The organism is Pseudocitrobacter sp. CD920760 (genome assembly GCF_057782505.1).
Genome location: NZ_CM173490.1, coordinates 2,254,995 through 2,281,475, shown reverse-complemented (window position 1 = coordinate 2,281,475; position 26,481 = coordinate 2,254,995). Strand labels below are relative to the sequence as shown.

Sequence of the window (26,481 nt, the reverse complement as noted above, 5' to 3'; positions counted from 1 at the left end):
GCTTAGCGGATCTCAATCATCGGGCGACCCGCGCGGGCCTCAACCAGACCACCAATCGAGGTTAAGGTAATGCCATACTCCGCCGCCGCAGCCTGTACCTCTTGCTCGGCATCCGGCGTGACCGCCAACAGCAGGCCACCAGAGGTTTGCGGGTCGCACAGCAGCGAACGCCATTCGTCCGGCATCTCACCCATCAGGTGACCATAGCTGGCGAAGTTGCGCCCGGTACCACCCGGCACCGCGCCCTGCGCGATGTACTCTTCCACACCCGGCAGTTTCGGCACGTCGGCAAAGTTCACCTGCGCCTGCACGCCAGCGCCCTGGCACATTTCACTGAGGTGGCCCAGCAGACCAAAACCGGTAACGTCCGTCATCGCTTTAACGCCGTCAATATTGGCAAACGCCGCACCAGCGAGGTTCATCTGGCACATCACTTCCGTCGCCAGCCCCTGATGTTCAGGTTTCAGCAGCGATTTCTTCTCAGCGGTGGTGAGTACGCCAATACCCAGTGGTTTGGTGAGAAACAGCTTGCAGCCCGCCTGCGCGGTACTGTTTTTCTTCACGCGCTCGGTCGGCACGACGCCAGTGACTGCCAGCCCAAAGATAGGCTCCGGCGCATCAATGGAGTGACCGCCCGCCAGGGCGATACCGGCTTGCTGACAGGCAAAACGCCCGCCTTCAATCACCTCGCGGGCGATTTCCGGCGCCAGCGTATTGATAGGCCAGCCGAGAATCGCAATCGCCATAATCGGTTTGCCGCCCATCGCGAAGATATCGCTGATGGCGTTGGTGGCCGCGATACGACCAAAATCAAACGGGTTATCAACGATCGGCATAAAGAAATCGGTGGTACTGATAATCGATGTGCCGTTGCCGAGGTCGTACACTGCCGCGTCATCACGGGTTTCATTGCCGACAAGCAGGTTCGGGTCGACAAACTTCGCCTGCTCGCTGTGCAGGATGGTTTCCAGCACTTTTGGGGAAATTTTACAACCGCAACCGGCTCCGTGGCTGTACTGTGTTAAACGAATGGCTTGCTCGCTCATGGGCATCTCCTGATTTTGCCAATCCCACTATGGTAGCGCCCAAATGGCGGCGAGGTAAGTCCGACACTCCGAAATCGCTCACTACTGCTCACTTCGCAAGCAATTGTCCGTTTTGCGACACAGGGCAATTTTTCTTGTTGCGTTTTTCCTTCTACTAATTAGTGGCATGAATATAACAATGTCAAAACCTGCATATCAGGATAAAAATCAAAAGGAAATATCGATGAAAAAACGCATTATCGCCCTTTGCCTGGCAACCCTTTTTACGTCCAGCGCTTTTGCTCTTGCTCCGGCCGGGAACGACGCCACCACCAAACCAGACCTCTATTATCTGAAAAATGCGCAAGCCATTGATAGCCTCGCTCTGCTGCCGCCTCCGCCAGCCGTAGGGAGCATTGCATTCCTGAACGATCAGGCGATGTATGAACAAGGCCGCCTGCTGCGCAATACCGAACGCGGTAAGCTGGCGGTGGAAGATGCCAACCTGAGCGGCGGCGGCGTGGCGAATGCCTTCTCCGGCGCGTTTGGATCGCCGATCACCGAAAAAGATGCGCCGCAGTTGCACAAACTGCTGACCAATATGATTGAAGATGCGGGCGACCTGGCAACCCGTGGCGCGAAAGATAAATACATGCGCATTCGTCCATTCGCCTTCTATGGCGTACCAACCTGTAACACCACCGAGCAGGATAAGCTGTCGAAAAACGGTTCTTATCCGTCTGGCCATACCTCTATCGGCTGGGCCACCGCGCTGGTGCTGGCAGAGATTAACCCGGATCGTCAGAACGAGATTTTAAAACGTGGATATGAGCTGGGCGAAAGCCGCGTGATTTGCGGTTACCACTGGCAGAGCGACGTAGATGCCGCGCGCATCGTCGGTTCCGCCGTTGTTGCCACACTGCACACCAACCCGGCGTTCCAGCAGCAGCTGCAAAAAGCGAAAGACGAATTCGCCAAACAACATAAGTCTTAATGAAAAACGCCCGGTGGTTCTTACCGCCGGGCGATCAGCCTGGTTAGAAACGCACCACAAACGGGGCCGTTTCGGGCACCGAGACGGTGGTAGACGCCTTCAGCTGTGGCGTGCCTAAATAGAGAAATCCGACGATTTTATCGTGTTCCCCGCACTTCAGCCCTTCACGCACGACCGGGCTATCGGTTAACGCGCCGCTGCGCCAGATACCGTTAAAACCCTGCGCAACCGCCGCCATCTGCATCGCCATCACCGCACAGCCCGCGGACATCTCCTGTTCCCATTTCGGCACTTTGTGATGTGGCTGACATTTCGCCACTACCGCGATAATCAGCGGCGCACGGAATGGCGCATTACGTGCTTTATCAATCGCTTTCTCATCGCTGCCTGCACCAATTGCGCCTTTTTCCAGCAACTGGCTGAAACGTTCGCGGCCTTCTCCCTCGATGATAAAAAACTGCCACGGCTGTAGCGTGCCGTGATCCGGGGCACGCATCCCGGCTCGCAGGATATTTTCCAGTTGCTCACCGGCTGGCGCAGGGTCAGCCAGGCGGGAAGCGCTACGGCGATTTACCAGTAATTCAAGTGCGTCCATTGATTCGCTCCTGTCATGTTATTTTTCACAAAATTAACATGCGCGGGGAATTTGTTACAGCGCCGAAGGCGATTCCTGCTGACAACGGGCGGCGCTCTATTTAGGATAGCCAGATGTTTCACCGCTTTCGGTGGACCGTTTACTGTCTTTATCAGGGAGAAAACATGCGGACCCTATGGCGTTTTATCGCCGGATTCTTTAAATGGACGTGGCGATTACTCAATTTTGCCCGCGAACTGGTGCTGAACCTGTTCTTTATTTTCCTTGTGCTGGTTGGCGTGGGGATCTGGATGCAGCTTAGCAGCACGCCTGAAAGCAACAGCACGCGCGGCGCGCTGTTGATGGACATCAGCGGCGTGATTGTCGATAAGCCTTCCGCCAGCAGTAAGCTGGGCGTGATTGGTCGTCAGCTGTTTGGTTCAAGCTCCGATCGTTTACAGGAAAACTCGCTGTTCGATATCGTCCAGGCCATCCGCCAGGCGAAAGATGACCGCAATATCACCGGTATCGTGCTGGATCTCAAGAACTTCGCCGGGGGCGATCAGCCTTCGATGCAGTATATCGGCAAAGCGCTACGTGAGTTCCGCGACAGCGGTAAGCCGGTTTACGCCGTGGGCGACAGCTACAGCCAGGGTCAGTATTACCTCGCAAGTTTTGCCAATAAAATCTGGCTCTCGCCGCAGGGCGTTGTTGACCTGCACGGCTTTGCCACCAACGGCCTCTATTACAAATCCCTGCTTGATAAGCTGAAAGTCTCTACGCATGTATTCCGCGTCGGCACTTATAAATCAGCCGTTGAGCCATTTATTCGCGATGATATGTCCCCTGCCGCACGTGATGCTGACAGCCGCTGGATTGGCGAGCTGTGGCAGAACTACCTGAATACGGTGGCGGCAAACCGCAAAATCACCGCGCAGCAGGTCTTCCCTGGCGCGCAGGCGATGCTTGATGGCCTGACCAAAGTGGACGGCGATACGGCAAAATATGCGCTTGATAGCAAACTGGTCGATTCACTTGGCAGCAGCGCAGAAATCGAAAAAGCGCTCAGCAAAGAGTTTGGCTGGAGCAAAGCGGATAAAAACTACCGTGCAGTCAGCATTTACGACTATGCGCTGAAAACCCCGGCAGATACGGGTTCCAGCATCGCGGTCGTCTTTGCGAACGGCGCGATTATGGACGGTGAAGAAACGCCGGGTAACGTCGGCGGCGATACCACTGCGGCGCAAATCCGTGATGCGCGTCTCGACCCGAAAGTGAAAGCAATTGTTCTGCGCGTCAACAGCCCAGGCGGCAGCGTCAGCGCCTCTGAAGTAATTCGTGCAGAACTGGCGGCGGCGAAAGATGCGGGTAAACCGGTTGTGGTATCGATGGGCGGTATGGCGGCATCCGGCGGTTACTGGATCTCCACTCCGGCAAGCTACATCGTGGCAAACCCAAGCACGCTGACTGGCTCTATCGGCATCTTTGGCGTGATCAACACCGTGGAAAACTCTCTGGATTCCATCGGCGTGCACACGGATGGCGTTGCCACATCTCCGCTGGCAGATGTGTCGATGACCAAAACGCTGCCGCCGGAAGTGCAGCAGATGATGCAACTGACCATTGAGAACGGCTATAAGCGCTTTATTACGCTGGTTGCGCAGTCACGCCACAGCACGCCGGAGCAGATTGATAAAATCGCGCAGGGCCACGTGTGGACCGGGCAGGATGCGAAAGCCAATGGTCTGGTCGACAGCCTCGGCGATTTCGATGACGCGGTCGCCAAAGCCGCTGAACTGGCGAAACTGAAAGCGTGGCACATCGACTACTATCAGTCTGAACCGACGTTCTTCGATATGGTGATGGATAGCGTCTCCGGCTCGGTGCGCGCCTCACTGCCGCAGGCATTGCAGGCGTATCTGCCTGCGCCGCTGGCCTCAGCCGCTAAAGAGGTGAAAGCCGAAACGGACAAGCTGGCCGCCTTCAATGACCCGCAAAATCGCTATGCGTTTTGCCTGACCTGCGCCAATATACGATAATTATAATCCCCTCTACGGAGGGGATTTTCTTTCGCTTACTCAAACGACACCATGCAAAAAAAATCCATTTACGTCGCCTATACCGGCGGTACCATCGGGATGCAGCGTTCCGAACACGGCTATATTCCTGTCTCTGGGCATCTGCAACGCCAGCTGGCGCTGATGCCAGAATTCCATCGCCAGGAGATGCCGGATTTCACCATCCATGAATATCAGCCGCTGATGGATTCTTCCGATATGACGCCGGAAGACTGGCAGCACATTGCCGATGATATTAAAGCGCACTACGACGATTATGATGGCTTCGTGATCCTTCACGGCACGGATACCATGGCCTTCACCGCCTCGGCGCTGTCGTTCATGCTGGAGAATCTGGGCAAACCGGTAATAGTGACAGGGTCACAAATCCCGCTCGCCGAGCTGCGTTCGGATGGACAAATTAATCTGCTGAATGCCTTATACGTGGCGGCGAACTACCCGATCAACGAAGTCTCACTGTTCTTCAACAACCGCCTCTATCGCGGCAACCGCACCACCAAAGCGCACGCCGACGGTTTTGATGCCTTCGCATCACCGAACCTGGCGCCGCTGCTGGAAGCGGGGATTCATATCCGCCGCCTGGGTACACCGCCCGCGCCGAGCACCTCGGGCGAACTGATCGTCCATCCGATTACCCCGCAGCCGATTGGCGTGGTGACCATTTACCCCGGCATTTCCGCTGACGTGGTGCGCAACTTCCTGCGCCAGCCGGTGAAAGCGCTGATTCTGCGTTCTTACGGTGTCGGCAATGCGCCGCAAAACGGCGAGTTTTTAAAAGAGCTGACCGAAGCCAGCCAACGCGGCATCGTGGTGATTAACCTCACGCAGTGCATGTCCGGCAAGGTCAATATGGGCGGCTACGCCACCGGCAACGCCCTCGCCCACGCAGGCGTTATTGGCGGCGCGGATATGACCGTCGAAGCCACGCTGACCAAACTGCACTATCTGTTAAGCCAGAACCTTGATGCCGACGCCATCCGCAGCGCCATGCAGCAAAACCTGCGCGGTGAGCTGACGCCAGACGACTAAGGAGCCTTCATGAAAGCACGAGCACTGTTACTGGTTGATCTGCAAAATGATTTCTGCGCAGGCGGCGCGCTTGCCGTTGCCGAAGGTGATAGTACGGTTGATGTCGCCAATACGCTAATTACCTGGTGCAAAGCACGCGACGAAGCCGTTGTAGCGAGCCAGGACTGGCATCCGGCCAGGCACGGAAGCTTTGCCAGCCAGCACGGCGTAGAGCCCTACACGCAAGGTCAACTCGACGGCCTGCCACAAACCTTCTGGCCCGATCACTGCGTGCAACACAGCGAGGGTGCCGAACTGCACCCGTTGCTGGCGCAGAAATCGATTGATGCGGTGTTTCATAAAGGCGAAAGCGTCAATATCGACAGCTATAGCGCATTCTTTGATAACGGTCATCGCCAGAAAACGGCGCTGGATGCGTGGCTGCGTCATCATGAAATCAGCGAGCTGATTGTGCTTGGTCTGGCAACCGACTACTGCGTGAAGTTCACCGTGCTGGATGCGCTGGAACTGGGGTACCGCGTGAACGTGATAACCGACGGCTGTCGCGGTGTGAATATTCAGCCGCAGGACAGCAATCAGGCGTTTATGGAGATGGCGGCGGCGGGCGCAACGCTGTATACGCTGGCAGACTGGGAAGAGACTCAGGGGTAATTTTTTTCTCTCAATGCCCGATACAGATGGTTATCGGGCATTTAATGGAAAGATCCCGTAACCGGCATTACTGGGCAGCAAATCCGTGGACCACGCTTCATCCTTTCGGCTATCGTAGAGGATATATTTCCCCTGCCACTCTCCTTTTCCCTCGACGTTCCTGATGACCAATAACGTATGATTTTTGCCAAACCAGACAGCTTCTGGCGCATTCCTTTCCGCGAAGCAAAAACCTTGAGGTACGTTTTTTTGCGCGTCAGATTCTTTTACCCCAGTCACCAGACAACCGCTGAGATACGGTGGACCATAACTCAGTGCAAAAATAAGCGTGTGATTAACGCATTGCGCCAGTACCAGCTCCCCGGATCTGACACTGCCATCCAAAAATGCAGAAGTAATGATGTTATCAAAAGCAAGGTAAGGCGTATCACCATCGCTGGTTTGTAGTGACAACAGGGTTATTTCTTTTTCTTCTGAGATGGCGCAGGTTTGGAGGTTTTTGATTGTTGCGGACAGGCAATTAATGGGTATAAGCGCCAATAAAATGACTATTATTAATAATCGCATAAAGAGCGTTTCTCTCTTTATCATTTAATAAGTAAATGACAGTAAGCCCGCAAAAGTAAAGCGTAAATTAATCATGATAATCTCTCAGTTGTATAGCATCACAAAGATGTTCATTTTTTGCATCATAGACGTATTCGATCTCACTGCCATCATCACATTTTTTAGGCTGTGAAAAAGCATGTATTGTCACCATTTCACCATGTGAGTCGCATTCATTTCTAAGCATATCAATACCTTCCTGTGAATATACCTGCATAACATCATGTGGTTTTTCTAATATTTCAGATAATGGAATAACATCCTCCATCAATGAAATCACCTCCCCCAAAGCCAGTGATTTGTAATAGTAATCCTTATCAGCATATTCCAACGTCCATGCGAAAAGTAACTGTCCCTCATCCCAAAACACTATCGTATTATGCTCTCCGCTTGCCCAATCAAGGCCGAGCATACAGAAGTTATTTTTTAGATAATTCTTTTTATATAATAACAACAAATAATTTAAAGATTCTTCGTACTGACTGCTGTATGGTTCCTTTGTGGTTACATGAAAGTATGATACAGGTTTATCTCTGAAAATTCCGAAACCAGAAGGTTCGGGTAATGGAGTCGATAATACTTCTCCTGCACATAAAAATAAAATGGAGAAAATAACACTTTTTAGTTTCATTTTTTCTCTGACTTAAAAAATAAATGACTGCACCCCTCATAGATATCTTGATCAGCCAGTCCATCCGGTAAATTATCCCCTGATTCTAAAGATAGTTTCAAAATGGAAACATTCCTGAAATCATCGTCCAACCATACAGTCGTCGACTTTAAAGCGTGATTAATTTGTTCAATCCATGCGACCACGCCATTCCAGTGAGCGTTCAGTATTAACGCCCCAGAAACCAAACAAATATCTACTGCGGATCGACTTCAATATTTGTGAGACAACGCGATAATCTTCTGGAATAGTTAACGCCTCACCACTCTCACATAATTGTGGATATTCTGATGCAGAGATTATCACCCCTCCGTTATATTTATAAATTTGTGCATTTGTCCCCTGGATATTTTTAAGAAGGTTTTCGTAACCACCTAATTTATCCACGTAGTTATTATCAAGCAAGTTAAGCCAGTTTGGTGAAAGAACCCCCATCCCAGCAGAAACTGACTGAAGACTATCGCATATTTCTATGCCAGGAAAATACCTTGATAAAGCCTGAGTGATACCATATGCTTGCCCCCTTTTTTGCATGTCATAAGCTGGAAAAACACCTATCCCTGAAGAACCATGTCTGGCATTTAATATTTCTGCCCATCGCAAATACAGTGTTATAGGATGTTGTTCTGAATGTTCAAAGAACCAGGTAACAGGGACGCATAAATATAGATGGCTGGTATTATGCGTCACAGTTGAATTTCCCAAGCCATCTATGCAGTATTGTGGTGATTCATATTTAACCTGACCAGAATGAAAAACCATTTGCCAGGCGTAATCACCTTCAGGATAGGCAGAGAGCCAGTTTTGCAGATTATAGTCCGAAGAAATCTTTTTCCAGCGATGGCTGCGAGGGTGAGTCATCCATTTAAGTGATTCCCCACATAACTTCCAATATTCCTCACAGACCGAAACTACTTTGGTCCTATTTTCCATTTTATAACCATTAGGAAAAAAGAAGCTAAAATAATACACCAACTGGGAGATATTATAACCATCATTATCTTTCAGGATAAAGCGGTTAACATCGCAAAAATCAACATGGATTTTATTATTCATGGCACATACCTTTAATGTAACCAATATTAATGATTATCATATATTACAGGCTGAAATCAGCTTTCCCGCCAAAGATACCATAAGCCATATAAATTTATAGTATCGAACAACATTTTTCATAAGGTGCCATGCTTTTATAAACACCGCAGCATCCGGAGCCATGTTCTTAGAAAATATATTCTGCAATATTGTTCGCACCGTTTGCATCCAGACTCACCATTTACAGTTCATATCATCAGTGAGCACAGAGATATTTTCTTTAAATCTGATTATTTTCCCTGCATCTGACTTATAGTAAAAATCGTTAAACACTGCACCTTGCGTGGAAACAATATAGGTGCCATTAACCTGACCTTTTATCACTTCACGCCATGTATAAGTGAACTCGGAAGGTCTTCCTTCGAAAACTTCCTCAGTTCTGCCCACAAAAGCGAGCGGGATGAAAGCAGACCCTTTTTCATATAGAACATAGCCGAGACTCGCTTCTTTACTGATTATCTCGGTAAACTTGAGGTTGGTTGTTCCGTTACTGAAACAACCTACAATAGTTTGTTGACTTGCATACAATGATGAGGGCATCAATAATAATAGGATTATTGATAAGGCAATTAACATTAAAAACTCCTTATGACTATTATTGACTGTATAGCTCCACCGTATTTCTGGATAAAAAATATGATAGCGGAGTCGTTGGGATTTCAATATATCTGGCGAAACACAACTCCCCCATAGAAGCATCGATTACTGATAAGTAATTCTGGCTGATTACGATTGTCATCTTATTATAAGTTTCATTAAGCATACTAATTATATTGAGTTCATATTTTCCGAAAACATCAACATTAGAAATATGATTAAGCTTCCACTTAGTTTTTTTAGCAAGTGAGGTTCCAGGCATAAACTGAAGCAAAAATAACAGCATCAATATGAATTGTGTATGCACTTCACTCCTTATTGAAACCTATGTGACGTAAGCTCGTATCCCTATCTGCACAGCTCCTCCAGCCACACTACCGTCATACCCTGAAGCGTGATTTACGCATTCTGCACCGTCTCATTCTAGCGAGCCAACCTGTCACGCTGTACGCTATCAAAGGCGGTAGCCGCATAATTCGGAATTCATAAAGGTGACACCCCAAAAAGAAAATGCTCGCGCAAGGCGAGCATTTCAGATTGCTGACAACGTGCGTTTTGTTCTTGTCGGATGCGGCGAAAACGCCTTATCCGACCTACAAAATACCGCATATTCAATAGATTACAGAATCCTTGTAGACCGGATAAGGCATAGCCGCCATCCGGCAAAAAGCGCGCACAACCGCCCGGTGGCGCTTCGCATGCCGGGCCTACGCCTTTTAACTGCCGTTGCCAATCTGCCACAAAAATACCGGCGGCACGCCGTTCACCCGCCAGTTGCCAACGCTGCGGCTCTTGTAGATAACCGGGTTATGTGATGCCAGCGTCCGCGCATTGCGCCAGTGGCGATCCAGCGCTTTTGAGGTGCGCGTATCCGATGCTCCAAGTGCGTTAAATAACTCCGTTGCTGCACGCGGGATCAGTTCGCTCACCACCACCTGCGCCTGCGCGGAGGCCACTTCCGCCTGTTCGTTAGCGCGCGTTACCACCAACGGATCGGCATCGGCGTGTACTTCATACGCCGCCTGCATCGCCTGTGCGGCGCGTTCGACCGTAGCCTCTACCGCATAGACCCAACTGCTGATTTCCCCGACCACCTGCAACACCTGCGCGTCATCGCGGGCGGCGGGCGCGTTGCCGTGGCTATAAACGCGACGGCGATTTTTCACGCCCTCTGCGGCATCGCGTTCAATGGCCCGGCCAACTCCGGCAAGTGTGGCGAGCAGCACGTGCTGATAAAACGCCGTTTGATAGCGGAATCTCTCAGCAAAATCCGTCACGTGTTCCTGTTCGACAAACGCATCGCGAAAACGGGTGGTGCCGCTGCCCGTCAGGCGCTGGCCAAAACCATCCCAGTCATCGTCACGCTCAACCTCCGGCTGATGCGTGCTGACCAGCGCAATGATATCGCCGCCGGTATCGCTGCGCCGCCCGAAGACGTCTATCCAGTCGGCGAACAGCGTGCCGGTGCTGTAGAACTTCTCGCCCGTCAGCCGCCAGCCGTTCTCTGTCGGCGTCACTTTGGTGATGACATCACCCAGCTTCACCTCGCCAATTTCCGTCCAGCCATTGCCGACGATATCGCCATCAAGAAAGCGGCGAAACCAGCGATCGCGCAGTTCGCTTTCGGGGCGGTTGAGCTGGTCTTCAACAAAAGCAAAGTGCCCGCGCAGCGCCTGCGGAAGGTTAGAATCCGCCTGCGCCAATTCGCTGAACAACGCGAAAAGCTGCGGCAGCGAAGCGCCAAAGCCGCCCTTTTTCTGCGGGATGCGTACCGTGCCGAAACCGGCTTCCTTCAGCCAGCGAATCGGTTCGTACGGCAGCGTACGGTTAAGTTCCCGCGCGACCGTCTCGGTGGCGATGCGTTCAAATATCGGGCGGAAGCGCGCCGCCAGCACGTCATAATCGGTTCCGGTTGAAAGTAAGGTCATCGAAGACTCCTTATTGGTCGTCAATATCATGGCGGGTAGGCTCATGGCGCACCGCCAGCAGGAAGAAAATGGGGATCAGCGCAGCAAGCGACACCACCCAGAACATGTTGGTACCGAGCGAGGCCTGTAGCAGCGGCAAAATAAACAGCGCCAGCGCGCTGCCAACGCCGGAAAGCGCGCGGCTGAAACCGACGCCCGTCGCACGAATATGCGTCGGGTAAGAGAGCGCCGGGTAAATCATCAGCTGCGCGCCGGGGCCAAAACCTTCGGCAAACAGCCACAGGCCGAGCATCCCCACCGCAATCGCCACGCCCAGCGCCGCGTGAGGTTGCCCCACCAGCGCCAGCACAATCAGCGCGACAAATTGCAGAGCAAACCCGGCAATCGCCACGTGTCGGGAGGGATATTTCCACGCCAGATGCATCCCAAGCAGGCCGCCGGTAAACGCGAACAGCGCATTCAGCCCAAGTGAGGCCGCGATGGTTTCAAACACGCCCGCGCCGAGGAACTGCGCCAGAATGGTCGGCAGGAAGAAGGCAATCGCGGTGTATTCAAAAGCAATACAGATATTCATCACCCCGGAGACAATCGTGCGCTCGCGATACGGTTTTTCGAACAGTACGCGGTAGCTCACTTTCGGCGGCGGCGTGATGTTTAGGCCCGGCGCTTCATGGGCGGCGATACCATAGGATTCACGCAAAATACGCGCCGCGCCCTGTAAATCGCCCTGATTAGCCGCCCACAGCGGCGACTCGTTCATAAACTTGCTGCGCACGGCAATAATCAACAGCGCAGGCACCGCACCAAACAACAGCGAGGCTCGCCACAGCCAGTCGAGATGCTGGGTGGGTAACAGGAAGTACAGCGCGAAGATAATTAAAAAGCAGACGGTGGAGGCCGCATACCACATCGGGCACCAGGCGGCGAGGCGCGCGGCTTTATTACCTTTTCCGGCGAATTTCGAAAATTCAGCGAGATAGGACATTGCCACCGGCAGGTCGATGCCAACGCCGATCCCCATCAGGAAACGCGCGCCAATCAGTACCCATACATTCGGTGCCAGCCCGGCAGCGATCGCCGATATCACGAAGAACAGCATGTCCGCCATAAAGACCGAGTAGCGGCCATACTTATCGGTCAGCCAGCCGCCAATAAGATTGCCAAAAATGGTGCCAACCATAATTGACGACGTCACCAGGCCGGTGAGCAGCGGCGTTAGCTGAAACTCCTTCACCACATCATCGATACCGTAAGAGAGCGTGGTGAGATCGTAAGCATCCAGAAAGACGCCACCAAGCGCTAAAAAGACAATCATGCGCGCATATTTTGCCTGTTCGCCGTGGTTGTTAATCAGCTTCGCGACATCACTCACCGAACCGACGGGTACAGAAACCCCGCCCGTATTTTCTACCGGGAATGAACTCATAGTTTTACCTTGCCTGAAAAGGCCGGTCGGCTGACCGGCGAAGAATCGTTATTCTGCGGAAACAGGTACCAGCACACCTTTGACTAACGGATCGTCCGTGGTCTTAAGCCAGGTTTGGATCCGGGGGTCAGCAAATGCCTGTTTCAGTTTTTCGATGTTTTCCTGGTTGAGATACGGTGTACCTATCACCAGCTGCGATGCAAAGGTCCGTGGTGCGGGCGGGAAAAGAATGCCCTTCTCGCGCGGGATTTTCCCGGCATCAAACTGCGAGACATAGCCAATCGCCGCATCCACCGAGTTCAGCGCGCGCGGCATGGTCAGCAAGTCAAGTTCCTTAAACTGATACTGATGCGGGTTTTCAACGATGTTTTTCAGTTTCGCGGTCCGTGGTTCAACCGTCGGGTCGAGTTTAATCAGCCCGATACGCGCCAACAGCCACAGGGCCTGCCCCTGATTTGCACCGTCGTCCGGCACCACAATCGTTGCGCCTTTTGGCAGCTTATCGATAGACGGGTAACGGTCAGAGTAAATACCAAACGCCCACTGGAAGACCGGCACGGTGGTACTCAGCGCAAAACCGTTGGCATCGACAACCTGCTTTAACCACCACTGATGTTGATAAATGGTGCCCGCATAGGTGCCATCCGCCACCGCGCGATCCGCCTGCACCGGGTCCTGCACGCCCACGGCTTCCAGCGTCAATCCATAGTCTGGCGCGATATGCTCACCGATATATTCAATAATGCGCTGTTCGCCCGCCATCGCCGGTTCATAATGAATTTTCAGCGTGGTGCCAAACACCACCTGTGCGGGCCCTTGTGTACGCCACCAGGCGAATGCGGCAATCGCAATGAGTAATATTGCCAGCGCCACCAGCCACGGCCAGCGCCGGGCTTTACGCAGTTCAAACTGTTCTGTCGTCATCAGACGCTCCCCTGTGTGTGTCGAAGTCGGGTAACCAGGCGGTCGCCCAAAAACTGGATAAGCTGAATAGCCACAATCAGCACCACAATGGTGGCAATCATGATGTGGTTGTCGAAACGCTGATAGCCGTACACCACCGCGAGATAACCGATGCCCCCCGCCCCGATGGTGCCCGCGATCGCTGAATACTCAATCATCGAGATGATGTTGAGGGTCACCGCCGCCACCAGCGCAGGCAGCGCTTCGCTCAGTTGCGCTTTAGTGATGATTTGCCAGGCGGAGCCACCGCAAACCAGCCCGACCGCCGTCACATCTGAGGGCAGTTCACGCAACGCGTTCTCCACCAGCCGCGCGAAGAACGGGATCCCGGCGACAATCATCGGCACCACCGCCGCAGGAATGCCGATGGTGGTGCCCGTCAGCCACCAGGTGAACGGAATGATGGCGGCCATGAGTACCAGGAACGGCAACGATCGCCCGACGTTGGCAATACTGTTGAGTACGCGATGCAGGGCCGGACGTGGAAACAACCCACGTGCAGAGGTATTGAACAGGACAACGCCGCCCACGCCCCCCAACGTTACGACAAACAGCATCACGATAGAGACCATCAGCGCCGTTTCCCCCAGTGCGGGCAGCAGCAGCGTATGAATCTCACTCCACGGCGTATCCTGACTGACAGTGGTGGGTTTCATACTGCCTCCTTCAACGCTCGCGGCGCGTCCAGAACCTGCGCAACCACACCAAGATGCGCTAACTGCGCGATCAGCCGAGGAACTGAGATCCGTTCATGGGTAAAGCTGATGCCTATCTGCATTCTGCCGCTGAGCAAGCCATTAATTTGCTCAACATGACCGCCCAGCACATCGACACGCAGACCGTGCTGCTGGCTTAACTGGCTGATCCAGTCCGTGCGTACGCTGCCGTCGGTGCGATAGCTCACACGCAGTAACACATCGGCAGGCGTGGAGGCCGGTGCCAGCGGCATCAGTTGCTGACCGAGGTGGGAATCCGGCTGCGCCAGCAGCGTTTTCAGCGCCCCTGACTGCACGATCTCGCCCTCGCGAATCTCCGCGACCGCATCCGCCGTGGTTCGCACAACGTCCATTTCGTGGGTGATCAACACAATGGCCAGCCGATAGTCATCACGTAACTGACGCAGCAGTTTCAGCACAGAATCTGTTGCCTGCGGATCCAGCCCGGAAGTGGCTTCGTCCGCCAATAACACCGACGGGCGTAGCGCCAGCGCACGGGCAATACCAATACGCTGACGCTGACCGCCGGAGAGCTGTGCCGGATAAGCCTGCGCTTTGTGACTCAGCCCGACGCTTTCAAGCAGTTCGCCCACGCGGGCGTGAATATCCCGCTCCACCACGCCGAGGTATTCCAGCGGCAGGGCAATGTTCTGCCACGCCGTTTTACGCCCGAGCAACGCCGAGGACTGGAAAACGGTGCCAATCGCACGACGCTCACGGCGCAGGGCAACGCCTGAGAGCAGCGAGAGATCGTTACCGTTAACCCTGATGCTGCCGCTATCCGGGCGCTCCAGCAGGCTAATGCACTTCGCCAGCGTCGATTTCCCCGCCCCGCTCGGGCCGACCACTGCCGTGATCGAGCCCGCCTGCACCTGCAACGAAATCCCTTTCAAAACCGGCGTCACGTTGCCGCTTGCGCTACGGTAACTCTTTGAAAGATTTTCGATTTCAATCATACGACCTTTTCTCCTGCCTCTACGGCCTGCCCCGCATGAATGCGATAGCTCGCGCCAGGGTGCGGCGCCTGCAAACGGGCATCCCCGGCGAACAGTTTTTCGCGCAGGGTGCCGGGGCGGTACTCTTTCTTGAAGACGCCGCGCTTTTGCAGTTCCGGGATCAACAGCTCCACCACATCGGTAAAGGTTTCGTGAGTCACGGCATACGCCAGGTTGAAGCCGTCCACGTCGGTCTCTTCCACCCACGATTGCAGTTCATCGGCGACGGTTTGCGCGCTGCCCACCATTAACGGGCCGAAACCGCCAATGCCAACCCACTCCGCCATCGCTTCTACCGTCCACTGACGGTTGGGATCGGCCGTAGAGAACGCCTCAACCACAGACTGAATGGCGTTGGTCTGCGAGTAAGTGAAGATTTGATCCGGTTTAAACTGGCCGAAGTCGATTCCTGTCCAGCCGGAAATCAGCGCCAGCGCGCCCTCGTAGCTGACGTACGATTTGTACTCATTCCATTTCGCCTGCGCGGCTTTGTCCGTTTCGCCGACAATGACCGTTTGCATGTTGAAAATCAGAATGCTGTGCGGGTCGCGCCCGGCTTCAACGGCACGGCGACGAATATCAGCCACGGTTTTCTTAAGCAACGCTTTTGACGGCGCAGCCACGAACACGCACTCCGCGTGGCTGGCAGCAAACTGTTTGCCCCGGCTGGATGCTCCCGCCTGATACAGCACCGGCGTACGCTGCGGAGAAGGCTCGCAGAGATGAAAACCCGGTACGTCAAAGAATTTACCGTGGTGGTTAATGTTGTGGATTTTGCTCGGATCGCTAAAGATGCGGCGCTCGCGGTCACGCAGGATCGCGCCCTCTTCCCAGCTGCCTTCCAGCAGTTTGTACACCACATCGAGATACTCATCGGCGTAGTCATAGCGCGCGTCGTGATCCGTTTGCGCTTTATGACCAATATTCCGCGCCCCGCTTTCCAGATAAGAGGTGACGATATTCCAGCCCACGCGGCCTTTGGTCAGATGGTCAAGGGTCGAAAGACGGCGGGCGAACGGGTACGGATGTTCGAACGACAGCGACGCGGTCAGGCCAAAACCAAGATGTTCGGTCACCAGCGCCATCGGGGTGATCAGCGCCAGCGGATCGTTTACCGGTACCTGCGCGGCCTGGCGAATCGCCGCCTCACCGTTACCGTTCAGGACGTCATAAACGCCCAGCACATCGGCGATAAACAGACCGTCAAACTTACCGCGCTCCAGTAAACGCGCCAGATCGACCCAATAATCCAGGTCTTTGTACTGCCAGGAACGATCGCGCGGATGCGCCCACAGGCCCGGCGACTGATGGCCGACACAGTTCATATCAAAAGCATTAAGACGAATTTCACGTTGCGATGGCATAGCACTCTCCTGTCGCGCCAGGGGTGAACCTGGCGCTATGTCATTTCATAGTTTTTAAAGGGGGATTTTTTTAGATGGTGGGACATCGTGCTGACAACGTCAGCAGGGCTTCGCGGGCGACGGCCTGAGCATGATCCGCCACCTGCGGCAGGCCCATCAGTTCACCAAAGCGGCCACGGGCAGCAGGCCCGGAGACCAGGAATATGGCTGAAGGCTTACCCTGTGCGTCCAGCGTTTGCGAATGGGTATCGACGTCGATCCCTAAACCCAGCGCATCGGGGCGAATCACGCCAGCCCGGCGCAAATCACGTAAAAACGGCTGGCTTTCGGTGAGCGAAGCGTGCGCAGGGCCGGTGGTTAAAATAAGATAATCGACGGACAGATCCTGCTGCTCATCATTGCGCACCGCCAGTTGCACACGCAGATGATTCTCCTTCGCCGTCACCGTTTTCAGCCTGGCCGCCAGCACAGTGAGTAAGCCAGCCTGCTGCTTCGCGGTAATGGCATCGGCCACCTGTGGCGCAATGCGGTAGCGGTGCACATCCCAGAAGCGACGCAGATGACGCAGGAACTGGCGCTGTTCGCGCTCACTTAACTGTTGCCAGATTGACTGCCCCTGGCTGCGGACTTCATCAAGCACCACCTGCCACGGCAGACCGTTTTCAGCGGCACGAGCAATATCCTCGCGAATCTGCCGCAGACGCTGGCGCAGCGAGCCGTGCGCATAATCCGCCTGCCATTTTGCCAGCCCCGCCGCCGCGTTAGGCCGTGAAAGCAAGCCGTGGCGTGAGAACGCCAGCAGTTTGCCGCGATGCCCTAAGCGGGTCAGCGATGCCACAACGTCTGCCATGCTCAGTGCAGTACCGACAATCGCCACGTTGGCCTCGGGCGGGATGTTTTCCAGCGCCCCGGCAACCCACGGGTTGGCTACCAGGCGCGGATGTTCAGCAATCGCCCGCACTTCTTCAGGGAGATCCGGCGGCGGATGACTGACCGCCAGCACCACGCGATCGGCAGCGATCTTACGGCCCTGTGCGGTGATCACCTGATTATCCTGCCAGGCCACGGCTGTATCACGCAGATGGGAGACGCGTCCTGGCTGCTTTTGCGCCTCGGTGAGAAACGCCTGGGCGACATAGCGACCAAACTCGCCGCGTTGCGGATAGACACTGCCATCGGGGCGACGGGCGTCAGCATCGCGCTGGAAACTCGCCTGCTGGCGATACCAGCGGTCAAACGCGCCCTCTTCCTCACCGGAAAGCTGCATCCTGGACGCTGGAACATTGATGCGATGCGCCGGGTCGGCAGCGGAGTACGCCACGCCCAGCCCCGGCAGTTCTCGGGGCTCAATGAGGGTGATACGTACAGGCGTTTGCGCTTCGCGCAGCAGATGAATTGCCACCGCCGCCCCGCTGAAGCCGCCGCCAATAATCACAATATGAGGTTCACTCATCGCACATCTCCACAAACCTTGTTTAACTGGCGCTAACCTGTTTTGTCGGACGCGCCGCACCGCCGATGGTTTCGCCAAACGGACCGGTATTCACATTGCCGGACTGACTACGCGGACGCGTACTCAGCGGCAGCAGCGGCATGACCAGCTCGGCGAAGCGATGTGCCTCTTCGAGATGCGGGTAGCCGGAGAAAATAAAATTCGTAATTCCTAAAGCCTGGTACTCACGAATACGTTCCGCCACCTGCTGCGGATTGCCCACCAGCGCGGTGCCTGCGCCGCCGCGCACCAGGCCAACGCCCGCCCACAGATTGGGCGAGATAACCAGATTGTCGCGATTGCCTTTGTGTAAGGCGCTCATCCGAGCCTGCCCGGTGGAATCCATACGCGAGAAGATCTGCTGTGCCTGCGCGATGGTGTCATCATCCAGATGCGCGATCAGTTTGTCGGCGGCGGCCCACGCCTCTTCCTCCGTTTCGCGCACAATGACGTGCAGACGGATACCGTATTGCAGCTCGCGTCCTTTTGCTTTCGCCCGCGCTTTTACCACTTCCAGCTTCTCCGCCACCTGTGCAGGCGGCTCACCCCAGGTCAGATAAGCGTCGATATGATCGCCCGCGACGTCAATCGCCGCATCGGATGAACCGCCAAAGTACAGCGGCGGGCCATTCTCCTGTACCGGCGGGAACAGCACCTCCGCGCCTTCCACCTTGATATGCTTGCCCTGGTAATCGACCTTTTCACCTGCCAGCAGGCGGCGATAAACATCGAGGAATTCCTGGGTCACTTCATAGCGTTCAGTATGATTCAGGAAAATCCCGTCGCCTTTGTTTTCGACCGGATCGCCGCCGGTCACCACGTTAATCAGCAAACGGCCTTCTGACAGGCGATCCAGCGTTGCCGCCATGCGTGCCGCAAGCGTAGGCGGCTGAAGCCCAGGACGCACCGCCACCAGATAACGCAGATTACGCGTCTGCGGGGCCAGCGCGGCGGCCACCAGCCAGGAGTCTTCACAGCTTTTACCGGTTGGGATCAGCACACCGTAATAGCCCAGGCTATCGGCGGCCACCGCCACCTGTTGCAGATAAGGCAAATCAACCGGACGCCCACCCTGGGTAGTGCCCAGATAGCGACCATCACCGTGGGTTGGCAGGAACCAGAAGACATTCAGGTTATTATCGGATTTCGCTGTCATTATCTCTTTCCTTTATAACTATATTCACTATTTATCGAAGCGTTTCTTCAAGATGGTTATAACGGTATTAGCGAAATCCGTGCCAAAATTTAACAAAAATTAAAACCATAAATATCATATAGTTAACACAAATAGCGAGATCGGCATCTCGTTGCAAATGCGACAGGCATCGGACACGCTCTGCTGCAAATGCAACAAACCGGGCCTTCCCCCCTCTGGTGTATTGCTCCGGTAAAAGATAACTTCGGCATATGAATTACGCGGAGCCAAACCTATGCTGAACGCCTCTACCCCTGTGCTGATTGACCCGGCTTCCAAAGCCTTTCAAAGCTTGCTTGACCGCTTTGCCCCGACCGATGCCACCGTGCTCATCATTGGTGAAACCGGCAGCGGCAAAGAGGTCGTGGCCCGCTACCTTCATCACCACAGCCCGCGTAGCCACGCGCCGTTTCTGGCGGTGAACTGCGGTGCGTTAACCGAGTCGCTGGCAGAAGCGGAACTGTTCGGTCATGAGAAAGGCGCGTTTACCGGTGCGATGCAGGCACAGCCCGGTTGGTTTGAGGCCGCTGAAGGCGGCACGCTGCTGCTGGATGAAATTGGCGAGCTGAGCCTGGCGTTGCAGGTCAAACTGCTGCGCGTGTTACAGGAACGCGAGATCACCCGAGTGGGCTCGCGCAGACCCATCAAGGTGAATGTGCGGGTGATTGCGGCCACCCATGTCGACCTTGAACAGGCCATCCGCGAGCGCCGATTCCGGGAAGATCTCTTTTACCGCCTCAATATTGCAGCGGTTAACCTTCCGGCACTGCGTCAGCGGCGCCAGGATATCCCATTACTTGCAGAGCATTTTTTACAGCTTTACGCCAGGCGCTTAGGCAAACCCTCACGCCGTTTAGCCCCGGATACGCTGGCCGCGATGATGGACTATTCATGGCCTGGCAATGTTCGTGAGCTGGAGAACATGCTGCATACGGCCGTATTGCTCAGCCAGGAGGAAGTTATTACGCCTGCGCAGCTGCGCTTTACTTCCGCACCAGCCAGGATCGATGAGCAAGAAGAAGATACATTGGCGGCGTTTATGCGTCAGCAGTTAACGCTGCACGGCGGGCAGTTGTACGACCGGGTGATGAACGCGATGATTCACACGGCGATGACGCAAAGCGACAATAATCAGAGCCAGGCCGCCGCGCTGCTGGGCATCAGCCGTCACTCGTTGCGCACTCACCTGGAGCATCTCGGAGTAATAAAAAGTCGCCGCAAGCCGGAGGCTGTACTGATGAGCCCCTCCTCGCCTGCCCCTCGCGAGCGTGAGCTACGTATTGGTTATCAACGTTTCGGCAACCTTGGCGTGCTGAAGGCGCGTCAGACGCTGGAGCGCGAATTTGCCGGGCGCGGCGTGAACGTCCTGTGGAGCGAATTCCCTGCGGGCCCGCAAATGTTGCAGGCGCTGAGCAATAACGATATTGATTTTGGCACCACGGGCGAAGCGCCGCCGGTCTTTGCCCAGTCGCGCGAAAACGCGCTGCTTTACGTCGCCTGGGAGCCGCCCGCGCCACGCAGCGTGGCCATGGTGGTGCCGAACGACAGCGACATTCAGCACATTCGTCAGCTGCGCGGTAAACGCATTGCCCTGAATAAAGGTTCCAATGTGCACTGGCTGCTGGTGCAGATTCTGGAAGAAGCAGGTTTACGCCTTGAGGATGTAAAAGTGGTGTACGCACCGCCCAAATATCCGCTGACGCCCAGCGACTATCTGGCCGCCGATGCGTGGATGATGTGGGACCCGGTACTCAGTGATGCAGAGAAAAGCGGTCAACTGCGGATTGTCGCCACCGGCGAGGGGCGTGTGAACAATCATCAGTTTTACATCGCCCGCCGTCAGTACGCTCAGCATAACGATGATATCATTGCGCATGTTGTTGATGCACTCGGCAGAACCGGGAAGTTTATCGACAGGCAGCGTCATGACGCGGCGCAGTTGCTTTCCAGCGAACTGGGGCTGGATATCACCTCGCTGGAGTGTGCGCTGGCCCGTCGCAGCCATCAGACCCGCGAAATGGATCTGAAAGTGATTCGCGCCCAGCAAACCATCGCCGACCGCTTTTACGCCCTGGGCCTGCTGAGCAAGCCCGTGTCAGTACGCGATGCTATCTGGAATGCGAAAGTGGAACAGGCCGAACCGTGGATTGCGGCCTGAAAACACTCAGTGCTGCTTAAAGGTGGCGATGGGCTTCGGTGAAATGCCGAAGTCCTCTTTCAGCTGCTGCTTACTTTTCATCACCATCTGCCCGTTGGTGTCGATGGTCATATGCTGGGCGTCGCTGTTGTAGCGCGCCTGCCAGAGCATCACCAGTTGCAGGCAGTTCTCTTTTTGCTCTGCGGTCAGGGCCACGCCATCCGGCCATTTCCCCAGTTCCACCGCCGTCATCAAACGCTGATAAACGTCCGGTGTCATATTGTCGATAATTTGCTCAATACTCATGTCCGACTCCGACTGTTAAGGAATAATTTGCTGAATCGTTTTTTCAACCTTTAGTTGACTCACCTTTCTCGCCATCCGTGAAGCTCAGGGACGCCGAATTGACGCAAAAACGTTCACCTGTCGGCTGAGGCCCATCAGGGAAGACATGGCCCAGGTGCGCATCGCAATTTCCGCAACGAATTTCAGTACGTTGCATGCCGTGAGAGTAATCGTTGAGATAGCGAATGGCCGTATCGCTCACCGGCTCATAAAAACTTGGCCAGCCACATCCGGAATCGTACTTACTTTCGGAGTGAAAAAGTGGCGCATCGCACACTAAACAATGGTAAATCCCGTCACGCTTATTATGCAGCAAACGCCCGGTGAATGGCGGCTCGGTGCCGTGATTCTGCGTGACGTAGAACTGCATTTCGCTTAAATTTTTTTTGAGTTCTTCGGGGGTAGGTTTGTTCGCCATTTTGCTCACATCTCGCTATGGAAAGTACATCTCAACTCCGATTCTAACAAAACATTAACAATGGCGTATCGACTTTTGTTCTAAACTTATTCGATGCGAAAAGGCGGCCAGATTATTGTGATGTATTTCACATTTTTATCTGCTGTAACCTTTAAAATTCGCCGCGCCGACCCCATGTGGTTACAAGCTCAAAGGGAGAGTGAGGCATTTCAATCGAGCAAAGGTTGTGCTGAGGATTGATTTGTCGCAATGATTGACACGATTCCGCTTGACGCTGCGTAAGGTTTTTGTAATTTTACAGGCAACCTTTTATTCACTAACAAATAGCTGGTGGAATATATGACTATCAAAGTAGGTATCAACGGTTTTGGCCGTATCGGTCGCATTGTTTTCCGTGCTGCTCAGGAACGTTCTGACATCGAGATCGTTGCAATCAACGATCTGTTAGACGCTGACTACATGGCATACATGCTGAAATATGACTCCACTCACGGCCGTTTCAACGGTACCGTTGAAGTGAAAGACGGTCATCTGATCGTTAACGGTAAAAAAATCCGTGTTACCGCTGAGCGTGATCCGGCTAACCTGAAATGGAACGAAGTTGGTGTTGACGTAGTTGCTGAAGCGACTGGCCTGTTCCTGACTGACGAAACCGCTCGCAAACACATCACTGCTGGTGCGAAAAAAGTTGTTCTGACTGGCCCGTCCAAAGACAACACTCCGATGTTTGTTAAAGGCGCTAACTTTGACAAATACGAAGGCCAGGACATCGTTTCTAACGCATCCTGCACCACTAACTGCCTGGCTCCGCTGGCTAAAGTTATCAACGACAACTTCGGTATCATCGAAGGTCTGATGACTACTGTTCACGCGACCACCGCTACTCAGAAAACCGTTGATGGCCCGTCTCACAAAGACTGGCGCGGCGGCCGCGGCGCATCCCAGAACATCATCCCGTCCTCTACCGGTGCTGCTAAAGCAGTAGGTAAAGTACTGCCAGAACTGAATGGCAAACTGACTGGTATGGCGTTCCGCGTTCCGACTCCGAACGTATCCGTTGTTGACCTGACCGTTCGTCTGGAAAAAGCTGCTTCTTACGAAGAAATTAAGAAAGCAATCAAAGCTGCTTCCGAAGGCCCGATGAAAGGCGTTCTGGGTTACACCGAAGACGACGTTGTATCTACCGATTTCAACGGTGAAGTTTGCACTTCCGTGTTCGATGCTAAAGCTGGTATCGCACTGAACGACAACTTCGTGAAACTGGTATCCTGGTACGACAACGAAACCGGTTACTCCAACAAAGTTCTGGACCTGATTGCTCACATCTCCAAATAAGTTGAGATGAAACAGTAATCTGAAAGAGCGACTTCGGTCGCTCTTTTTTTTGTTTGAAAAGAAGGATTGCGTAATGATTAATAAAATTTTTGCACTTCCGGTAATCGAACAACTTACCCCTGTGCTCTCCCGTCGTCAGCTTGATGAGCTGGAAGTTATCGTTGTTGATCACCCGGCAGTTAAAGCTTCCGTTGCGCTTCAGGGCGCTCACCTGCTGTCGTGGAAACCGGCGGGAGAAGCGGATGTGCTGTGGCTGAGCAACAATACCCCGTTTAAAAACGGCGTTGCGCTGCGCGGCGGTGTGCCAATCTGCTGGCCATGGTTCGGCCCGGCGGCTCAGCAAGGCCTGCCTTCTCACGGTTTTGCGCGTAACCTGCCGTGGGCGCTGAAAGCACACAACGAAGATGACAACGGCGTAGTACTGACCTTTGAACTGCAAAGCAGCGAGGCGTCTCGCCAGTACTGGCCGCACGACTTCACCCTGCTCGCCCGTTTCAAACTGGGTAAAACCTGTGAAATCGAACTGGAAGCACACGGTGATTTCGAAACCACCAGCGCGCTGCACACTTATTTCAACGTGGGCGATATCCACGCGGTAAAAGTGAGCGGCCTTGGCGATCGCTTTATCGATAAAGTAAACGATGCCAAAGAAGGCGTATTGAGCGACGGCGTACAAACCTTCCCGGACCGTACCGACCGCGTTTATCTGAACCCGGAATCATGCAGCGTGATCCACGATGCGGCGCTGAACCGCAGCATTAACGTGATTCACCATCATAATCCGGACGTTGTGGGCTGGAACCCAGGCCCGGCGCTGTCTGTCAGCATGGGCGATATGCCGGACGATGGCTATAAAACCTTCGTGTGTGTAGAAACCGCGTGCGCCAGCAAAACACAAAAAGCGACGGCGGATAAACCGTCTCGTTTGAGCCAGACCATTAAGGTTGTGAAAGGCTAAGTGGTTAGCCCGCACTTTTGTGCGGGCTGCTTGCCGGATGCGCTGCGCTTATCCGGCCTACAATGACCGCAATTTTCTGTAGGCCTGATAAGCGAAAGCGCCATCAGGCATTTTCTTCAGACGACGTCCAACGCCGTTTTATGTCCCGGGGCCGGGAACGCGCTGTCCAGCAATGCCTGTTCTTCCTCGCTTAACGTCAGCGTCAACGCCGCCGCATTCTCTTCCACATGTTTTACTGTCGCCGCTTTCGGAATGGCCATGATGCCCTGCTGGCGAATCACCCAGGCAAGCAGCACCTGCGCGACCGTCGCCCGGTGCGCATCCGCAATGGCTTCAACCGTAGGATTGCTAAACAACCCACTGCGCAGACGCCCGGCCTGCGCCAGCGGGCAGTACGCCATTACCGGCATTGAGTGTTGCTGACACCAGGGAAGAAGATCGTATTCGATTCCACGCGAAGCCAGATGATAGAGCACCTGATTCGCCGCGCAGACCTCCCCGCCTTTCACCTGCCACAATTCCTGCATATCGGCGTAATCGAGGTTCGACACGCCCCAGTGACGGATTTTGCCCTGCGCCACCAGCTTTTCCATCGCCGTCACGGTTTCCTGCAACGAATAATTCCCGCGCCAGTGTAAGAGATAAAGGTCGAGATGTTCGGTGCCCAATCGCCGCAGGCTGGCTTCGCAGGCAGCGGTCATATTGCTGCCCCCGGCGTTCCACGGGTATACCTTCGACACTAAAAACACACGGTCGCGAAGCCCGCGAATGGCCTCGCCCACCACCTCTTCCGCGCCGCCCTCCGCGTACATCTCCGCCGTATCAATTAACGTCAACCCGCAATCAACGCCCGCCCGCAGCGCCATGGCTTCTTCACGCCGCGCGCTGGCGTCTTCACCCATATACCACGTCCCCTGACCAATCGCTGGCAAGCGTTGCCCGGCGAGTAAAACCGTTTTATCTGCCATGACATCCTCCTTTTGTTATCTCTTACCCTAAACAGTTTCCGGAAAAATGCCAAAAAAAAGCCCGCCAGTGGCGGGCTCGATACAGCGATGCGGGGATCAGAAGGTGTAAGTGACACCGGTTGAGAGCAGACCGGTCCAGCTTTTGTCCACCATCGGGCTGTCGGTGATTTCATCCGACAGACGGGTATAACGTGCGGTACCGTATACGCTCCAGTTGCCGAGGAAGCGGTAGTTCGCGCTCAGCTCGAGATACGGGTTCCAGCCGCCATCAGCGCTGTAGTCACGCAGGCCGCTTTTACGCGATTCTTTGTGCGACACGCCATAGTAGTAGTCGTTCATGTTATCGCTGTTCCACTCAACACCGATACCTGGCGTCAGCGTCAGGTTGCCGTTGGTGTAGCGATAAATCCAGCCCAGGTCCCAAATCAAACCGTTGCTTTTGTCCAGCGTATCGCCGGAAAGCGTGGTACGCAGAGAACCGTACTGGGTATGGTGGAACCAGGAGACACCGGCCATCATCGTCGAATGGCGGCTGTCGAGGCGGCGCAATTTATGGCTGTCGCTGTCGCTCGGTTTGAAGTACATCGGCAGCCAGTACGCGGTCAGGGAAAGTTGATCGGTACCGTCGTTCCACAGGTAGTAACCGCCGCCCAGGCCACGGAACCAGAAGTTTTCACTTTCATAGGTCAGGACCGGCACCGGCACAACATCGTTGCTGTACTGTTTATAGGGATGTTGAATGACACCAACGCCTGCCCCCAGGGTCAGTTTGCTTTCAGCCTGCACGGCAGTTGCAGAAGTAGCCAGCAGCACGCCCAGCGTCAGAAGTTTGATTTTATTCACAATCCTTTATTCCTTTTTCAACTTATCAGCGGCGGAAGTTTACCCGTCAGGTCCGCTTATCACAAATTTTTTACCTAAA

General features: G+C 54.3%; 25 protein-coding genes. 7 read left to right on the top strand and 18 right to left on the bottom strand.

Annotated elements, in window-relative coordinates; all coding sequences use genetic code 11:
• Positions 1 to 2 precede the first annotated feature (2 nt).
• On the bottom strand, positions 3 to 1,046 hold the full coding sequence (selD, locus tag AC1MKH_RS10580) for a selenide, water dikinase SelD (RefSeq protein WP_276223413.1): 1,044 nt from the start codon (positions 1,044 to 1,046) through the stop codon (positions 3 to 5).
• A 223-nt stretch (positions 1,047 to 1,269) separates the two neighbouring features.
• Here selD and phoC point away from each other — a divergent pair, with 223 nt between their 5' ends.
• Entirely contained in the window at positions 1,270 to 2,019 is a 750-nt protein-coding gene (gene phoC, locus AC1MKH_RS10575; RefSeq protein WP_253897020.1) for an acid phosphatase PhoC, read from the top strand.
• A gap of 43 nt (positions 2,020 to 2,062) precedes the next feature.
• On the opposite strand, the gene AC1MKH_RS10570 is transcribed toward phoC, so the two are convergent.
• Positions 2,063 to 2,614 (bottom strand): NAD(P)H nitroreductase, encoded by a 552-nt coding sequence (locus tag AC1MKH_RS10570; RefSeq protein ID WP_276223415.1) that lies wholly within the window; start codon positions 2,612 to 2,614, stop codon positions 2,063 to 2,065.
• Positions 2,615 to 2,778: 164 nt separating this feature from the next.
• On the opposite strand from AC1MKH_RS10570, the gene sppA reads away from it, so the two are divergent.
• The 3 genes from sppA to pncA are packed head-to-tail and all read left to right on the top strand — an operon-like array spanning position 2,779 to position 6,351.
• Positions 2,779 to 4,632, top strand: coding sequence for a signal peptide peptidase SppA (gene sppA / locus AC1MKH_RS10565; RefSeq protein WP_276223417.1), 1,854 nt, complete (start codon positions 2,779 to 2,781; stop codon positions 4,630 to 4,632).
• A gap of 51 nt (positions 4,633 to 4,683) precedes the next feature.
• Entirely contained in the window at positions 4,684 to 5,700 is a 1,017-nt protein-coding gene (ansA, locus tag AC1MKH_RS10560) for an asparaginase (RefSeq protein ID WP_015964783.1), read from the top strand.
• 9 nt (positions 5,701 to 5,709) lie between these two features.
• Positions 5,710 to 6,351 carry a bifunctional nicotinamidase/pyrazinamidase gene (gene pncA, locus AC1MKH_RS10555; protein ID WP_276223420.1) on the top strand — a complete coding sequence of 214 codons (642 nt, stop codon included), beginning with the start codon at positions 5,710 to 5,712 and terminating at the stop codon, positions 6,349 to 6,351.
• Positions 6,352 to 6,381: 30 nt separating this feature from the next.
• Here pncA and AC1MKH_RS10550 read toward each other — a convergent pair whose 3' ends face one another.
• The 12 genes from AC1MKH_RS10550 to ssuD all read right to left on the bottom strand — a co-directional run bounded on the left by AC1MKH_RS10550 (position 6,382) and on the right by ssuD (position 19,359).
• The gene (locus AC1MKH_RS10550) at positions 6,382 to 6,918 is read right to left on the bottom strand and encodes a hypothetical protein (protein WP_276223422.1); all 537 of its coding nucleotides are present in this window, start codon (positions 6,916 to 6,918) and stop codon (positions 6,382 to 6,384) included.
• A gap of 67 nt (positions 6,919 to 6,985) precedes the next feature.
• The gene (locus AC1MKH_RS10545) at positions 6,986 to 7,588 is read right to left on the bottom strand and encodes a hypothetical protein (RefSeq protein ID WP_276223424.1); all 603 of its coding nucleotides are present in this window, start codon (positions 7,586 to 7,588) and stop codon (positions 6,986 to 6,988) included.
• A 168-nt stretch (positions 7,589 to 7,756) separates the two neighbouring features.
• Positions 7,757 to 8,683 carry a type VI immunity family protein gene (locus AC1MKH_RS10540; RefSeq protein ID WP_276223426.1) on the bottom strand — a complete coding sequence of 309 codons (927 nt, stop codon included), beginning with the start codon at positions 8,681 to 8,683 and terminating at the stop codon, positions 7,757 to 7,759.
• Between the two features lie 213 nt (positions 8,684 to 8,896).
• Positions 8,897 to 9,298 (bottom strand): hypothetical protein, encoded by a 402-nt coding sequence (locus AC1MKH_RS10535; RefSeq protein ID WP_276223428.1) that lies wholly within the window; start codon positions 9,296 to 9,298, stop codon positions 8,897 to 8,899.
• 737 nt (positions 9,299 to 10,035) lie between these two features.
• Positions 10,036 to 11,247, bottom strand: a complete 1,212-nt coding sequence (locus AC1MKH_RS10530; RefSeq protein ID WP_276223430.1) for an acyl-CoA dehydrogenase family protein — start codon at positions 11,245 to 11,247, stop codon at positions 10,036 to 10,038.
• Between the two features lie 10 nt (positions 11,248 to 11,257).
• Positions 11,258 to 12,673, bottom strand: coding sequence for an MFS transporter (locus AC1MKH_RS10525; protein WP_276223433.1), 1,416 nt, complete (start codon positions 12,671 to 12,673; stop codon positions 11,258 to 11,260).
• Between the two features lie 48 nt (positions 12,674 to 12,721).
• A complete protein-coding gene (locus AC1MKH_RS10520) occupies positions 12,722 to 13,597 on the bottom strand; it encodes a MetQ/NlpA family ABC transporter substrate-binding protein (protein ID WP_276223435.1) in 876 nt (291 codons plus the stop codon).
• Complete coding sequence (locus tag AC1MKH_RS10515; RefSeq protein WP_276223438.1) at positions 13,597 to 14,292, bottom strand: methionine ABC transporter permease; 696 nt, start codon at positions 14,290 to 14,292, stop codon at positions 13,597 to 13,599. The genes AC1MKH_RS10520 and AC1MKH_RS10515 overlap by 1 nt, the downstream gene beginning before the upstream one ends.
• Complete coding sequence (locus AC1MKH_RS10510; RefSeq protein WP_276223439.1) at positions 14,289 to 15,308, bottom strand: methionine ABC transporter ATP-binding protein; 1,020 nt, start codon at positions 15,306 to 15,308, stop codon at positions 14,289 to 14,291. The genes AC1MKH_RS10515 and AC1MKH_RS10510 overlap by 4 nt, the downstream gene beginning before the upstream one ends.
• Entirely contained in the window at positions 15,305 to 16,711 is a 1,407-nt protein-coding gene (locus AC1MKH_RS10505) for an LLM class flavin-dependent oxidoreductase (protein WP_276223441.1), read from the bottom strand. Before AC1MKH_RS10505 ends, AC1MKH_RS10510 begins: the two co-directional genes overlap by 4 nt.
• 70 nt (positions 16,712 to 16,781) lie before the next feature.
• Positions 16,782 to 18,164, bottom strand: a complete 1,383-nt coding sequence (locus tag AC1MKH_RS10500) for an FAD/NAD(P)-binding protein (RefSeq protein WP_276223443.1) — start codon at positions 18,162 to 18,164, stop codon at positions 16,782 to 16,784.
• Between the two features lie 22 nt (positions 18,165 to 18,186).
• Complete coding sequence (gene ssuD / locus AC1MKH_RS10495) at positions 18,187 to 19,359, bottom strand: FMNH2-dependent alkanesulfonate monooxygenase (protein ID WP_276223445.1); 1,173 nt, start codon at positions 19,357 to 19,359, stop codon at positions 18,187 to 18,189.
• A 274-nt stretch (positions 19,360 to 19,633) separates the two neighbouring features.
• Between ssuD and AC1MKH_RS10490 the strand changes: the two genes are divergently transcribed.
• Positions 19,634 to 21,556 carry a sigma-54-dependent Fis family transcriptional regulator gene (locus AC1MKH_RS10490; protein WP_276223447.1) on the top strand — a complete coding sequence of 641 codons (1,923 nt, stop codon included), beginning with the start codon at positions 19,634 to 19,636 and terminating at the stop codon, positions 21,554 to 21,556.
• A gap of 6 nt (positions 21,557 to 21,562) precedes the next feature.
• Here AC1MKH_RS10490 and AC1MKH_RS10485 read toward each other — a convergent pair whose 3' ends face one another.
• On the bottom strand, positions 21,563 to 21,841 hold the full coding sequence (locus tag AC1MKH_RS10485; protein ID WP_015964794.1) for a YeaC family protein: 279 nt from the start codon (positions 21,839 to 21,841) through the stop codon (positions 21,563 to 21,565).
• Between the two features lie 43 nt (positions 21,842 to 21,884).
• Positions 21,885 to 22,298 (bottom strand): peptide-methionine (R)-S-oxide reductase MsrB, encoded by a 414-nt coding sequence (gene msrB, locus AC1MKH_RS10480; RefSeq protein ID WP_015964795.1) that lies wholly within the window; start codon positions 22,296 to 22,298, stop codon positions 21,885 to 21,887.
• Positions 22,299 to 22,637: 339 nt separating this feature from the next.
• On the opposite strand from msrB, the gene gapA reads away from it, so the two are divergent.
• Together gapA and AC1MKH_RS10470 are read left to right on the top strand one after the other, a co-directional pair.
• Positions 22,638 to 23,633, top strand: a complete 996-nt coding sequence (gene gapA, locus AC1MKH_RS10475; protein WP_149464751.1) for a glyceraldehyde-3-phosphate dehydrogenase — start codon at positions 22,638 to 22,640, stop codon at positions 23,631 to 23,633.
• Between the two features lie 73 nt (positions 23,634 to 23,706).
• Positions 23,707 to 24,591, top strand: coding sequence for a D-hexose-6-phosphate mutarotase (locus tag AC1MKH_RS10470; protein ID WP_276223449.1), 885 nt, complete (start codon positions 23,707 to 23,709; stop codon positions 24,589 to 24,591).
• Between the two features lie 116 nt (positions 24,592 to 24,707).
• Here the strand turns inward: AC1MKH_RS10470 and AC1MKH_RS10465 are convergent, their stop codons facing one another.
• Positions 24,708 to 25,559: an aldo/keto reductase gene (locus AC1MKH_RS10465; protein WP_276223452.1), complete on the bottom strand. Its 852-nt coding sequence runs from the start codon at positions 25,557 to 25,559 to the stop codon at positions 24,708 to 24,710.
• Positions 25,560 to 25,655: 96 nt separating this feature from the next.
• The gene (locus AC1MKH_RS10460; protein WP_276223454.1) at positions 25,656 to 26,402 is read right to left on the bottom strand and encodes a MipA/OmpV family protein; all 747 of its coding nucleotides are present in this window, start codon (positions 26,400 to 26,402) and stop codon (positions 25,656 to 25,658) included.
• Positions 26,403 to 26,481 lie beyond the last annotated feature (79 nt).

What these genes read in the sequence shown, in the direction of transcription:
- AC1MKH_RS10515 (WP_276223438.1), bottom strand. Translation starts at nt 14,292, where the DNA reads ATGAAACCCACCACTGTCAGTCAGGATACGCCGTGGAGTGAGATTCAT.
- gapA (WP_149464751.1), top strand. Translation starts at nt 22,638, where the DNA reads ATGACTATCAAAGTAGGTATCAACGGTTTTGGCCGTATCGGTCGCATT.
- AC1MKH_RS10525 (WP_276223433.1), bottom strand. Translation starts at nt 12,673, where the DNA reads ATGAGTTCATTCCCGGTAGAAAATACGGGCGGGGTTTCTGTACCCGTC.
- AC1MKH_RS10540 (WP_276223426.1), bottom strand. Translation starts at nt 8,683, where the DNA reads ATGAATAATAAAATCCATGTTGATTTTTGCGATGTTAACCGCTTTATC.
- selD (WP_276223413.1), bottom strand. Translation starts at nt 1,046, where the DNA reads ATGAGCGAGCAAGCCATTCGTTTAACACAGTACAGCCACGGAGCCGGT.
- AC1MKH_RS10510 (WP_276223439.1), bottom strand. Translation starts at nt 15,308, where the DNA reads ATGATTGAAATCGAAAATCTTTCAAAGAGTTACCGTAGCGCAAGCGGC.
- AC1MKH_RS10535 (WP_276223428.1), bottom strand. Translation starts at nt 9,298, where the DNA reads ATGTTAATTGCCTTATCAATAATCCTATTATTATTGATGCCCTCATCA.
- msrB (WP_015964795.1), bottom strand. Translation starts at nt 22,298, where the DNA reads ATGGCGAACAAACCTACCCCCGAAGAACTCAAAAAAAATTTAAGCGAA.
- ssuD (WP_276223445.1), bottom strand. Translation starts at nt 19,359, where the DNA reads ATGACAGCGAAATCCGATAATAACCTGAATGTCTTCTGGTTCCTGCCA.
- AC1MKH_RS10550 (WP_276223422.1), bottom strand. Translation starts at nt 6,918, where the DNA reads ATGCGATTATTAATAATAGTCATTTTATTGGCGCTTATACCCATTAAT.
- ansA (WP_015964783.1), top strand. Translation starts at nt 4,684, where the DNA reads ATGCAAAAAAAATCCATTTACGTCGCCTATACCGGCGGTACCATCGGG.
- AC1MKH_RS10465 (WP_276223452.1), bottom strand. Translation starts at nt 25,559, where the DNA reads ATGGCAGATAAAACGGTTTTACTCGCCGGGCAACGCTTGCCAGCGATT.
- AC1MKH_RS10470 (WP_276223449.1), top strand. Translation starts at nt 23,707, where the DNA reads ATGATTAATAAAATTTTTGCACTTCCGGTAATCGAACAACTTACCCCT.
- AC1MKH_RS10485 (WP_015964794.1), bottom strand. Translation starts at nt 21,841, where the DNA reads ATGAGTATTGAGCAAATTATCGACAATATGACACCGGACGTTTATCAG.
- AC1MKH_RS10520 (WP_276223435.1), bottom strand. Translation starts at nt 13,597, where the DNA reads ATGACGACAGAACAGTTTGAACTGCGTAAAGCCCGGCGCTGGCCGTGG.
- sppA (WP_276223417.1), top strand. Translation starts at nt 2,779, where the DNA reads ATGCGGACCCTATGGCGTTTTATCGCCGGATTCTTTAAATGGACGTGG.
- pncA (WP_276223420.1), top strand. Translation starts at nt 5,710, where the DNA reads ATGAAAGCACGAGCACTGTTACTGGTTGATCTGCAAAATGATTTCTGC.
- AC1MKH_RS10570 (WP_276223415.1), bottom strand. Translation starts at nt 2,614, where the DNA reads ATGGACGCACTTGAATTACTGGTAAATCGCCGTAGCGCTTCCCGCCTG.
- phoC (WP_253897020.1), top strand. Translation starts at nt 1,270, where the DNA reads ATGAAAAAACGCATTATCGCCCTTTGCCTGGCAACCCTTTTTACGTCC.
- AC1MKH_RS10545 (WP_276223424.1), bottom strand. Translation starts at nt 7,588, where the DNA reads ATGAAACTAAAAAGTGTTATTTTCTCCATTTTATTTTTATGTGCAGGA.
- AC1MKH_RS10500 (WP_276223443.1), bottom strand. Translation starts at nt 18,164, where the DNA reads ATGAGTGAACCTCATATTGTGATTATTGGCGGCGGCTTCAGCGGGGCG.
- AC1MKH_RS10530 (WP_276223430.1), bottom strand. Translation starts at nt 11,247, where the DNA reads ATGACCTTACTTTCAACCGGAACCGATTATGACGTGCTGGCGGCGCGC.
- AC1MKH_RS10505 (WP_276223441.1), bottom strand. Translation starts at nt 16,711, where the DNA reads ATGCCATCGCAACGTGAAATTCGTCTTAATGCTTTTGATATGAACTGT.
- AC1MKH_RS10490 (WP_276223447.1), top strand. Translation starts at nt 19,634, where the DNA reads ATGCTGAACGCCTCTACCCCTGTGCTGATTGACCCGGCTTCCAAAGCC.